At 49.4% G+C, this 13,345-nt stretch carries 7 protein-coding genes; 6 read left to right on the top strand and 1 reads right to left on the bottom strand.

Going from position 1 to position 13,345, the window contains the following annotated elements:
* Positions 1 to 476: 476 nt before the first annotated feature.
* From KS4_RS14090 to KS4_RS14075, 4 genes are all read left to right on the top strand, one after another.
* Positions 477 to 1,646, top strand: coding sequence for a LacI family DNA-binding transcriptional regulator (locus tag KS4_RS14090; protein WP_200761285.1), 1,170 nt, complete (start codon positions 477 to 479; stop codon positions 1,644 to 1,646).
* 181 nt (positions 1,647 to 1,827) lie between these two features.
* Entirely contained in the window at positions 1,828 to 4,650 is a 2,823-nt protein-coding gene (locus KS4_RS14085) for an alpha amylase N-terminal ig-like domain-containing protein (protein ID WP_200761284.1), read from the top strand.
* Between the two features lie 108 nt (positions 4,651 to 4,758).
* Complete coding sequence (locus KS4_RS14080; protein WP_145079427.1) at positions 4,759 to 7,149, top strand: extracellular solute-binding protein; 2,391 nt, start codon at positions 4,759 to 4,761, stop codon at positions 7,147 to 7,149.
* On the top strand, positions 7,146 to 8,081 hold the full coding sequence (locus KS4_RS14075) for a carbohydrate ABC transporter permease (RefSeq protein WP_145079419.1): 936 nt from the start codon (positions 7,146 to 7,148) through the stop codon (positions 8,079 to 8,081). The genes KS4_RS14080 and KS4_RS14075 overlap by 4 nt, the downstream gene beginning before the upstream one ends.
* A gap of 2,101 nt (positions 8,082 to 10,182) precedes the next feature.
* Here the strand turns inward: KS4_RS14075 and KS4_RS14070 are convergent.
* A complete protein-coding gene (locus KS4_RS14070) occupies positions 10,183 to 11,319 on the bottom strand; it encodes an ABC transporter ATP-binding protein (RefSeq protein WP_145079417.1) in 1,137 nt (378 codons plus the stop codon).
* Positions 11,320 to 11,689: 370 nt separating this feature from the next.
* Here KS4_RS14070 and KS4_RS14065 point away from each other — a divergent pair, with 370 nt between their 5' ends.
* Positions 11,690 to 11,932: a hypothetical protein gene (locus KS4_RS14065; protein WP_145079414.1), complete on the top strand. Its 243-nt coding sequence runs from the start codon at positions 11,690 to 11,692 to the stop codon at positions 11,930 to 11,932.
* Between the two features lie 12 nt (positions 11,933 to 11,944).
* Complete coding sequence (locus KS4_RS14060) at positions 11,945 to 12,811, top strand: RHS repeat-associated core domain-containing protein (protein WP_315851392.1); 867 nt, start codon at positions 11,945 to 11,947, stop codon at positions 12,809 to 12,811.
* The last annotated feature ends 534 nt before the right edge of the window (positions 12,812 to 13,345 follow it).

Raw genomic sequence — 13,345 nt, 5'->3', positions numbered from 1 at the left:
AAGGAGTTGCGAACTACGCAACATGCTTAAATTTTTCAAAATTCCGTTGTGCTTAAAAACAGAACCCGAAAGAAATGCCTGAAAAAGTGCAAATGATTGCCAGACAACGAAGACCCATTGATCCCAAATATAACTGCTAATTAACACGAGTCAACGGTTTTTTTTTGGTATTTTGAGATATTTTGTTCATCCGGATGCTCAGCACACACATGCATTCACTTTTCTTATAGCGAATCATATATAAGTAAATACACCGATTTGACTGGGGTTTACCGATTGTATTTTAGCTCGTAAATTTGTTCTCACAGCCATAAGACTTTCCTGCTATTTCTACTAAACGACCAAAATATCCAAAATGTTTGGTAAAATTGTTTAACGATTACTTGAAGATGTTAAATGCTGTGGTAAACTGTTTAACCATAATGTCGGACGCATCAAACGAATATGTGGTAAAAGTAAAGGCTGGATCTGAGATCATGGCTCAGATCATGGCTGACCAATCGGGTAAATCGACAGATGTCGGTACAGCGACTGTGCGTCAGGCAAAAAAGAAACGCTCTAAACGTAAAAAAGGGGTTTCTGTGAGTAATAAGGGCACAACCGGGTCCGGGAAGCGGGTGGGAATTCGCGAAATCGCACGGCAAGCCGGCGTTTCCGTCGCAACTGTATCTATGGTGTTAAACAACAACCCCAAGATCACCGAAGCAACCCGTCAAAAAGTGAATAAAGTCATCGAACGCGTTGGATATCGCCCAAACAGGCTCGCACAAAGCCTCTCAGGCCGCTATACACGCGTTATCAGTATCCTCATGCCTACGCTTCGCCACGCAATGGCCGACCCCTATTTCGGCGAACTCATCAGTGGCATCTGCGACCGAGCCGCTCGACTAGGCCACAAAGTCATGCTCGAGCACGCCAAACCAGACTTCATCCGTGAACGTCGGCATATCGAACTTTTCGAACGCCGCTTCGTCGATGGCGTACTTTGCATCGGTTTTAATGATCGACATGCCTTTATGAAGGATTTTGTCGAGAACGATCACCCCATGGTCGTCGTAAATAATATGTTCCCTCAATGGGGACTCGATCACGTTGTCTGTGACTATAGATCCGGCGCTGAACAGGTCATGACCTACCTTCAGCAGCTCGGCCACCGCAAAATCGGCCTCGTCCACGGTGCGCCCGAAGTCTACACAGCCCGCGAGATCATTGAGGTCTTTAAGCGACGAATGTCTATCGCCTCAAACGAATTCGAAGACTCCTGGATGGCTGACGGCCGCTTCACCGAAGAACACGGTGCCGAAGCGACCGCGAAATTACTTGAAGCACATCCAGACATGACCGCAATCTTTGCCAGCAACGACAAAATGGCTTTGGGTGCCATCCACTACGCCAACAGGCACGGCAGATCCGTCCCCAATGACCTCTCTATTGTTGGCTTTGATGACATTCAATACACCGCGTTCGTCAACCCAACGCTCACAACCGTCCATCTGCCCCTCTATGAGCTGGGCGTACTCGCTTGTGAACGACTCGTTGAACGTATCCGTGGTAAATCAGAACGCGTTCGAGAAGTTTTACCAACACACCTTGTGTTGCGTGAATCCACTTCCCTCGCAGCAAGTTTCTCGCCAGGTGTGGGTTGAGTTGAGCTTGAATAAGCAGGCAGTTGCCTGCAAGGCTTAATTGGTGTGATTAAGTCTCTAACTAATACATAGCACTAAATGTATCTTTAGATATTAGTAAAAGTGTTAGTTGTCACAGTGTTGATAATCAGACAGGGTTCCCAAGCTTATGCATCTAGGTAGAGATCAAGTCAGATGTGTCGTGTTCTTAGCTGTACTTTTTAGTATCGCTTCACTTGCATCTGCAGCGCAAAATGTCGTCCAGCACACGTTTCGATTTGTAGCTCCACATGACGCTCAAGTCGTTTCTGTCATTGGCTCATTTAACAACTGGGATCCCGACGCCGGCGTCATGATCGACGAAGGGCAGGATATCTGGTCAGTGACCCTCCCAGTCTCCGAAGGTGTTCATCACTACAAATTCGTTGTCAATAACACCAAATACTTCGAAGACCCAACCGCCGACGCGAAGCTAACCGAAGGAGACGGCCACGGCGGCCGCAACTCCGGTATCGCCATCGGCATCGCCGCTGAAAAAGTACAACTCTCCGATTCGCAATTCGAAAACGTCCTTGGCGAAGTTTCCGCACTCACCGGCAAGGATATTCTCCTCCCAGACGGCAAATATCTTCACAAATTCGTCTACATCCCCAGCAAATTCATCAAAGAGAAAATCAACACCGTCGTACTCGCCGGTTCAATGAACGGCTGGAGCAAAGACAAAACCCCCATGCAAGACATCGGTAACGGCGTCTACCAGATCGAATTGCCACTCGAAAAAGGCGTCCACTTCTACAAATTCGTCGTCAACAACAACCGTTGGATGAACGACCCTGCCAGTGACAAAGAATTTGAAATGTCCGACGGCAATACAGGCGTCAACAGCGCTGTCTTCATCGGACCAGATGGCCGTAAACTCTCTAAACCAAAACCTAACCACATCAACACCGCAGCAGTTGCCATCGATGGCTTCAGCATCTTCAGATCCAATCACGCGCTCATCCGTATCCGTGTGCAAGCCAAAGACGCAACCGCCGCAAATCTGTACTACGCACCTGCGCAATTCAACGACGTGTGGCAATCCCTCCCCATGAACCTCTCCGAAAGTGCAATGGGCTTCGATGTCTACAGCGTCGATGCTGACAGTGCATCCGATGAAATCCAATTCATCTTCGAAATTATTGATGGCAACCAATCCATCTATCTCTCGAATAGTGGTATTCATCAATCGCTTGTCAAGGCAAAAGCCGCTGCCTTCAAACGCAGCATGGCGTTCGATTTTTTCGTTCCCGAATGGACGCACAAAGCCATCTGGTACCAGATCTTCCCTGAACGCTTCCGTAACGGCGACCCCTCAAACGATCCTAAGCTCACTAAACGCTGGACGTCCGAATGGTTCTCCATGCTTCCCGGTGAAAAAGGAACGATGGACGATTTCTACACCGGCGTCGGAAATGTCTGGTGGCGCAAATACGGCGGCGACATCCAAGGCCTCCGCGAAGCACTCCCATACCTCCGCAAACTCGGCGTGAACGCCATCTACCTCAACCCCGTCTTCGAAGCCGAATCCATGCACAAGTACGACGCCACCGATTACCGTCACATCGACGATAACTTCGGCGTCAAAGGTGATATCGAAAAACTCAAAGGCGAGTCACTCGAGCCATCCACATGGCAATGGTCTGAAACCGACAAAATGTTCCTCGAATTCATCGACGAAGCCCACAAGCAAGGCTTCAAGGTCATCATCGATGGCGTTTTCAACCACGTTGGCCCCAAACACTTCGCCTTCCAAGACGTCCTCAAGAACGGTAAAGACTCTATATACGCCGAATGGTTCGACATCACCGACTGGGGGACAGGCGGCGAACCCGGCAAACCCGGCGGTCTTCAATGGAACGGCTGGGGCGGCAAAAACTCCGGCCTACCCGCATGGAAAAAAGATCCCGTCCTCGGCCTCGCCGATGCGCCGTCGCAACACATCTTCGACATCACCCGTCGCTGGATGGCACCCAACGGCGACGTCTCTCGAGGCATCGACGGCTGGCGACTCGATGCACCAAACGACGTCCCCCACGCTTTCTGGAAACGCTGGCGCAAGGTCGTTAAAGACATCAATCCCGATGCCTACATCTCCGGCGAGATCTGGCATTGGGCACAAGACTATCTTCAAGGCGACGAATTCGACGCCGTCATGAACTATCTATTCGCGCAAGCCGCACAAGATTTCTTCGTTGACGTTGAAACACAAATCAAACCCACCGAGCTCGCAACTCGCCTTAACCGCATCATCTACAACTACCCTCTCCAGGTCTCACTCGCACAGCAAAACCTTTTCGATTCACACGACACCGATCGTTTCTCATCCATGTTCGTCAACCCTGACATCTCCTACGACGGCGCAAACCGCCTCCAGGATAACGGCCCCGACTACAATCCACGCAAACCTAGCGCCCTCGAATACAAACGCATGATCCAGGCCTTTGCCTTCCAGATGACCTTCGTCGGCGCACCCATGATCTACTACGGCAACGAAGCCGGCATGTACTCACCTGACGACCCATCAAACCGTCAACCCATGACTTGGCCTGGCATGAAGTTCGATGACCCCGAAGTCGGCTTCAACCCCGAAATCTTCGCATCAACACAAAAACTCATCGCTGTCCGTCGCAAACTCCCAGCTTTGCAAACCGGCCTCTACCGCCAACTCATCGCCGATGACGATCGCAACATCTTCAGCTTCATCCGTGAAAACGAGCAAGGCCGCGTCTATATCCTCATCAACCGCAGCAACACCGATTACACCATCGAGGTCCCCGTCGACTTACGCGATGCAAACATTAATTTCGTCAACGTTCTAGGCCAAAACCAAACAACACTTACCACCGGTAACACCCCCGACGCTCGCCCCGAGTTAGCACTCACTAAAGCAGCCAAATCTCAAAAACCGACTAACGGCTCCCTCATCATCTCAGTCCCCGCATATGAAACTGCAGTACTCGTTGACATCAACAATATGAAATAATCACACGACTAGCAGCGATTTAAAATCTAATCGCTAGTTAGTTGGACTAATAGATTCAGGTATTTTAGTTTTTCTGGCGTGGTGGTTCACTCAAGAAAAGAGGTGCAGATGACTGTGGGAAAAGCACTTCGTTCACTACTCGTTTTGGCCACGATCCTCATCGTGATATGGGCCTTCATCGACGTCGGTGTTCGAATCGTCAACAAGAACGCGAAACTCAATCAGCCCGGTAAAACCGTGCTCACCATCCTCCATTGGGGTAATACAGAGGAAACCGATATCGTTAAAGAACTCGTCCGCGAGTTCGAAGCCGAGAACCCCGACATCAAAGTCAACAGGCTTCACGCCAACGACTACGACACCAAACTCAAAACCATGCTCGCCGCCGGCACGCCCCCCGATCTCTTCTATCTCCGATACGAAGACGTGATCGACTTCGCCGACACCGAGATGATCAAAAATCTCGAACCCTTCATCGCCAAGGACCGCGCCAATAACAACGGCTACGCCATGACCGATGAGTTCTACCCCATCCTCATCGATGCCTTCCGATTCGATAAAGACAAGCAAGTCCAAGGCCAAGGCGATCTCTACGGCATCGCCAAAGACTTCACCACATGGATCATGTACGTCAACCTTGACCTCTTCAAACAAGCAGGCATCGAAATCCCATACGACGGCTGGACATGGGATGAATACCGCGCAGCTATGAAAAAGATCCGCGCACTCTCCGACCCACAAGACCCCAACAAGCAATACTTCGGCGGCGTCCTCAAAACCTGGCCTACCGTCGTCCGCAACATCCTCTGGACAAACGATGCTGACTACTTCGGCGGCGAAAACAACAACGACTTCAACCTCGTCACACTCGATCAGCCCAACGCTCAGCACATGCTCAACCTCATCCGCACCATGCGTATGGATGACGACAGCGTCTACAACCCCACCGGCATCTCTCAGTCTGAAGACGACATGTTCCGTCGCGGCAAGATCGGGTCTATCGGTCCATTAGGCCGCTGGATGACTCCGCAATACCGCAAGATTACCGAGTTCGACTGGGACATCGTCCCCATGCCCTACAAAACCAAGCCCGTCAGCGATATCGCAACCGTCTCATGGGCCATGGCTTCTGCAACGCAAAACCCCGACAAAGCCTACACACTCCTCAAATTCCTCACCGGCAAAAAAGGTCAAACGCTCACATCCGAGCTCGGCCTTGCCATGCCCTGTATGAAAGCCGTCGCCGAATCCGACGCTTTCCTCTCGCCCGGCCAGAAACCAAAGAACGCTCAACTCTTCATCGACATGATCGCCAAGAGTAAGCTCCCTCAAAACCCGCGCATTAAAAAGTTCACCACCATCGTTGACCGTGAACTCCAAAAAACACTACAACTCAACGAAAAAACACCCATGCAAGCCGCCAATGATGTCAGCGAAAATTGGCGAAAGGAACTTGCATCACCACTCAACAATAAACAATACTCACGCATGCCGTGGATGCCCGTTGTGACCACCGCCGCCATTCTCATCGCCGCTGCCATCGCCGTTCTCTGGTGGATTGCACGCAAAGAAAAGCTCGGCTCACTCGACCACGCCCAAGAACGTACCGGCTACCTCTTCGTCTCGCCTTGGGTGCTTGGCTTCGTCCTCCTAGTCCTCGGCCCGATGATCCTCTCTTTCATACTCGCCTTCACCCAGTGGTCCGCCATGTCACCTCTATCCAGCGCTAAGTTCGTTGGCTTCGACAACTTCGTCCACATCTTCAACTTCGACAAAGACTTCACCCAATCACTCTGGGTCACAGCCTACTTCACAATCATCTGTGTCCCCGTTATCCAAGTCGCAGCACTCCTCGTTGCGCTGCTCATGAACGTCTCCGCGAAAGGCATCGCCTTCTTCCGCACCGCCTACTTTGTCCCCTCAGTCGTTACCGGCGTCGCGCTCGTCACACTCTGGATCACCATCTTCAACAACGATTCAGGCATGCTCAACGCATACCTCAACAAAATCCTCATCCCTCTCGGCCTCGAAGCACCCGACTGGTTCGGCGAAGATGCCAAATGGTTCGCCATGCCCGCACTCGTCATCATGTCCCTCTGGGGCGTCGGCGGCGGCATGGTCATCTACCTCGCAGGCCTCAAAGGCATCCCACAATCTCTCTACGAAGCCGCGACCATCGACGGGGCAGGGCCCGTGAAGAAATTCTTCGCTGTCACCATGCCCATGCTCTCACCACTCATCTTCTTCAACCTCGTCATGGGCATCATCGGCTCATTCCAAATCTTCACACAAGCCTACGTCATCCGCGGCTCATCCGGTGGCACAAACGAGAACCTCATGTTCTACGTCCTCAATCTCTACGACGCCGCATTCAACCAACACCGTATGGGTTACGCAAGCGCTCTCGCTTGGATCCTTTTCATCATCATCCTAGTCATGACCCTCCTCGTCTTCCGCGGCTCGAAGAACATGGTGCATTACGAAGGCCTTAAATCATGAGCACACTCACCACACCACAACCCGAACTAAAACAAAAACCAACCCAAAAGCCCGCGCTCATTCTCAGCGCCAAATCCTTGAAGCGCCAAAAGCTCTTCTACAACATCTTCATCTACACACTCCTCATCGGCGGCGCAACCCTCCTCATGCTCCCTTTCCTTTGGCTCGTCAGTAACTCACTGAAAACCGATCAGGAAATCAGCATCATCAACCAGTTCTTCCCAAAGGTCATCCAATGGGAAAACTACCCCAAAGCCCTCGCAAAAATGGGCATGGTCGTCGAGAACGGCATCCCCCGCTTCCCAGCCCTCGCCAACACCACCGTCATCACAGTCCTCTGTGTCATCGGCCAAGTCCTCTCTTCGTCACTCGTCGGTTACGGCTTCGCCCGTTACAACTTCCGAGGCCGCAACATCCTCTTCATGATCATGCTCTCAACCATGATGCTCCCCGCACAGGTCACCATGATCCCCGTCTTCCTCCTCTTCCGCTCCGTTGGCTGGATCGACTCACTCCTCCCACTCATCATCCCCGCATGGTTCGGAACACCATTCTTCATCTTCATGTTCCGGCAGTTCTTCTCGCAAATCCCCGAATCCCTCCTCGAAGCCGCACGCATCGACGGCGCCTCCAACCTCCGCATCTACTTCACCATCATGCTCCCGCTCTCAGCCCCCGTCATCGCCATCGTTGCCATCTACACCTTCATGTTCGCATGGAACGACTTCATGTCGCCCCTCATCTACCTCAACTCACCCGAGATGCGAACCCTCGCCCTCGAACTCAACACCTTCAACGGCCAATACGGCGTTCAAAACCGTGAACTTCTCATGGCCGCCTCTTTCCTCACCATGCTCCCATGTATCGTCCTCTTCTTCGCTGCCCAGAGATACTTCATGGATAACGCAGCCTCCTCCGGCATGAAGGGATAAAATCCTCCCCCCATTCCCCCGCACACACACCGTTATTTCCCTCGCCCCCTCAATCCCCACAAGCCCACCACCGCCGGTGGTGGGGTGTTTGAAGAAGTAGCGAACGATGATTGATTAGCATTTCAATTCTCTCACATAATTTAACAACCCACCATGCCGTTTATGGCATACACGAGAGATAGCCCCACGTTACACACGCGGGGTTTTCTTTTATCCCATCCTCCTCCTCCCCCCTCCCCCCTCCCCCCTCCCCCCTCCCCCCTCCACCATCCCCCTCTCCCACTCAGCCGCACACACAGAATCAAGCCCCGCACCGCCGGTGCGGGGGTATTTGAAGCAATTGCGCAAGATGAGATCCAACGTTCCTGTAAAACTCAACACTAGAGCAATTTGCATCATTACTTACAACAATCACTAGGGCGTCTTGTGTAAATATTTTCCGTGTTGACCAATTGGTCGTTACGCTTTGAATGCTTTTTTACGTGAACCTACTGCCGATGATGCTTCTGCTTATTCGACAAATATTGATGCAAACTGCTCTAGCCGCCGCGACACCTCGCGGCGAGCCAATAAGCTCACAGCAAACCTGTAAATGTGTAAAATGCTTAATCCAGCTTATTTAAGATTTGTAGTAAATAACTTCGAAAGACGCTCTAGAGCAGGTTGCATCCTTACGTGCCATATGTTCAGCGAAACAATCGGAAGCAGGCTCATATGGGAAACCATTTTTACGTAACGACCTATTGGTCAACGAAGCAAGTAATTTCGAAAGACGCGCTAAAGCAAGTTGCATCATGACTTGGACAGTCTCAATGAGACCGTTCATCAGCAGATGCTTGATATGAAGTCAATTTACCTCAACGATCTATTGGTCAACGTGTTGATGCGGAAGTATTTGTCGCTGAAGATCAATCACCTTTGCAAAAATGCGCTGCGATGCAACTCCCAAACAAATCGCCATCCCGCTCTCCCCCCCCCCCCCTCTCTCTCTCTCTCTCTCTCTCTCTCTCTCTCTCTCTCTCTCTCTCTCTTCCCTAAACACTCTTCGCACGCACCACGCCAGTCCGTTTCCATATCTCTTTTTTCTGTACGCATGCACATCAAAATTCTTCGAACCGCTAAAGGCATAGCTAAAAATCAGTATTTGGTCATTCTTTTCGAGTCTTTTTCTTCATGGGCCGCCAATTTCTCATTTCCCACTTCTTCGCGCACCGTTACCATAAAACAATACATTTATTCGATATATAAAAGAAAACAGTCTTAACAATAGCCACATCGGCAATAATACTAATACGAGCAATTAAAATTAAATAATTTACTAAAAACGTATTGTCTGGAGGAATAATTGCGAGTTGTATGCAATTATCAATTAGGTTTATTCGGCCAATAAGTGTGCATGTCAGAAATGTGTTGTCGATTGGCTGCGAAAGCATCACAGAAATTAATTGCCTGCTCATCTCATCAATAGCATGCAGGCTATCCCAAAACTTCGCGAGGACTCGGGGAGTGCGAGGGAATAGAGGGAGTCGCACCATGTCTGTGCAACTCTCTTTTTTAATAAACACCATCCCCCCCCACGCACACACCTCCCCCTCCGCACACACGCGTATCTGTTCATTTACGCTCACGCATACCGACCTGTATTTCACTCTGACGCAAATCGCATGCCACACCAACTCCCGTATCAAATCGCGCGCACGGAAGCGCATTGACGCTCAAAAACACAGATCATTTCTAACGATTTCTCACCCTTTTCACGTTGTTTTAAGCTTTTAGAAAGCATTCTTGGCTACTTTCGACTAAGGGAAAGTCATCGAAAACACATCATCCACGACAAGTGTGCGCACAATCGCGCAGAGAAAATCACATAACCCCTTTGTTTTCATTTTAATTGTTCAATAGCAATCATAGATTGATCAAATACACGCACAGCCGCTTTTAAAATCCATCCATTTATATGCATTACAAAACCAACTTCAGATCAAAACGTGCGCACCAAACCAAAACACATTACTTCACGTTGTGGCCATTCATCTAATCAAACAAAAAAAACCTCACGAAAATCGTGAGGTTTTTGTGTGCTATACAATTTGAATTGGCCTTATGCCGTGACAGCTTCTTTAACTTCCGTCAAGCTGATGTTGTTGCCATACTCGCCCGGTTCGAAAATATGAATCTTCGTGGGGTCAACATACATCTTAACCTTCGTGCCGAGATCCAGATGCTCAGCTTTCACGCGGGCAACCAATCTCGCACCCGTGCTGGTATCCAGGAACAAGTCCATCGTGTCGCCCAACGGCTCGATGACGTTTACTTCCAATTCTGCCGTACGGTCTTCGTCGTTCGCATGCTCATTCGCGTGCATGTAAACACCTTCAGGACGCAAACCCAAAGTAACATCTTGACCGATATGGCTCGCAACATTGTCTGCCTGCTCTTCATTCAGCTTCAGCGAAACGCCTTCACCTTCAAAGAACACACCACCATTTTTGCTGGTCAGTGCGCCGCTGAGGAAGTTCATCGGCGGCGTGCCGAGGAAACCTGCCACAAAGCGGTTCACAGGTCGTTCGTATACGGTTAAAGGTGCATCGACTTGCTGGATCAGCCCTTCACTCATGACCACAACGCGGTCACCAAGTGTCATCGCTTCTTCCTGGTCGTGGGTCACGTAAATCGTGGTTGTTTGCAATTTGTGGTGCAAACGCTTGAGCTCTGCACGCGTTTCAACACGCAGCTTTGCATCAAGGTTCGACAGGGGTTCGTCGAACAGGAATGCAGCCGGTTGGCGAACAATCGCACGGCCGACAGCGACACGCTGTCTTTGACCACCTGAGAGTGCTTTGGGTTTACGTTCGAGTAATGTGTCCAAGCCAAGAATGGATGATGCCCAACGGACACGCTCATCAATATCAGGTTTCTTCATACCACGCAGTTTCAGGCCGAAAGCCATGTTTTTGTAAACCGACATATGCGGATACAACGCGTAGTTCTGGAACACCATCGCGATATCGCGATCTTTTGGTGGGACGTCATTGACGACGCGATCGCCGATCGAAACGGTTCCGCCGCTGATCTCTTCCAGACCCGCCACCATGCGGAGTGTTGTCGACTTGCCGCAGCCTGAAGGCCCGACAAGCACGATAAATTCTGAATCATGAATGTCGAGATTGATACCCTTAACCGCTTTGAAGCCGCCGGGATAGACCTTCTCTACATCTTTAATAATGACCTCTGCCAATGTGCACACCTTTCGCTACCATCCGATTGATTCGGATATCACTTGGGAACCTAACTGAAAACGTTGTAAAAACGTAAAAATACCACTTGCCGAGACAGCCCACCCGTCAGCGGCATACACGAGAGATGGCATCAGTTTAACAGAAAATCACTTTCATATACAGATCGTTTGCGGTTCTGAATTGAGATATTTCGATCTGATGAAAGTATGGTTTATGTTCGGGGTGGGTTGCTGTGAAGTGGCGGATATGTGATGGGCGTGTATTTGGTGCGTGGAAGGGGGAAGGTATGAATGTCGCGTGTGGTTTCCCGTGACGGTGAGCAGCGTGCGGTTCTTGAGTAGGTTTACATGCGGGGAATGATAATTACGCATGGTCATAATAATCTCGATTGGCCATTCACCGGTTAAATCGAAGAACGCCAAAGCTCCGATCAGAATGACCCTGACAACGGCAAGCTCCTCCGGCGCTACACCTATTCAGAGTGCCATCAACCGCATCGCCCCCGTCGAAGATTGCACCGGCAACGACGGCCCCGAAGCCTATGTTGCTGCGATCAACGATCGTGGCACGCTCATGGGTGTTACTGGCGAAAATGGCAACGTCCTCGAATAACTCAAACACGACATCTCAGACCTCACCAAGGTTTACGATGCGAACGGCAACGAGATTACCCACGGTGACAGCATAACGCATGAGATAGCAAATGTCGCTCAATCCAAACTCATCCCCTTCAGCTGGACCGGCATGTACCGTGACCGTTTCACTGGCTTCCACCATACCCACTACCGTGATTTCGACCCAGTCCACGACCGTTGGCTAAGCCCCGACTCCGCCGGTTACAAAGACGGCCTAAACCTCTACGGCGCATACAAGGGTGTCGATGGGGTAGATCCGTTAGGACTGGTAATGATTCTAATTCATGGTGTTAATACTGATGCCGCTTGGTTTGAGCATGCGAAAGCAGGTCTAAGAGCATATTGGAAAGCTCACGGTATGCCGGAAGAAGAAATTATCGAGTTTAAATGGTGGGATGAGGATGGGGTCCAAGGAGGCAGCTCTTTGAAGGCAACCGATGATACAACGAAATTTCATGGTTACAATAAGGCGGCAGCAGAAAGATTATCTATTTTAATCGCGGAACTTGATGGTTTAAAAAAACGCACAGGCAGCGAAGAAAATATATCTATTATGGCCCATAGCCAAGGTACTGAAATTGCGATGTTTGCGATGGATAGTAGCTATATACCAGAATATGGCATTAATAATAATTCGATAGTACCTGCGACGCCAACGAAGGCTAAAATCGATAACTTTATAATGATGGGTAGTCCATATGATATTACTCATTTCGGTAAATATAAAAAGTTCAACAAACTATCTTCTATACAGTCAGATGTTAGAGGAAATGTATATAACTACCGGTCTAAAGACGATTTTTGGGCAAGTTTTAAAGGAATTATAGGTGCTAATGGTAATTATTTAAATCGGTAATGCCATGGGTTATTAATAGAGAGTTTACCGCCGGGGCAGTGATTAATGATTTTACTTTAAATAATCCACGTGAAGTTGTAACAAGTATTTAATAGATCTATATGGCTTGGAGGGGAATGGGTGTCAAAAAACAAAAATATTGAGCCTATTGGGAATAGCTCACCCAACGGACATTTTTTGCAAACTTTTTATACCTGGTGGTGATCTTGATGGTGAGAGATCAATATGGACGTACGATCATAGTGACCGCATGTTAGCTATGCACATATTAGAGAGATGCATGCGGTTGATTTAGGAACAACTTCAGATGCGAAGGTTTCGGGATGGTACATGCAACACTTAGAACAGCTGAAAAATTTACAAGAATACGCAAAAGATGGTTGGTAGATCAAAATAAGGGTTAGCATAGATGGCAGGCATAAAAACAACAATATGTGGAATTGTATTATTAATAATTGGTTGTTTTTTGATTCTGTATGTAGATGAAAAGGCAAATAATCTTGCTTCTACATATTTTTTAACACCAATTTTAAT

Source organism: Poriferisphaera corsica, from assembly GCF_007747445.1.
In the GTDB taxonomy this organism is placed as follows: Bacteria; Planctomycetota; Phycisphaerae; order Phycisphaerales; family Phycisphaeraceae; genus Poriferisphaera; species Poriferisphaera corsica.
Note: the sequence above shows the minus strand (reverse complement) of the source record. Positions and strands in the feature narration are given on the sequence as shown.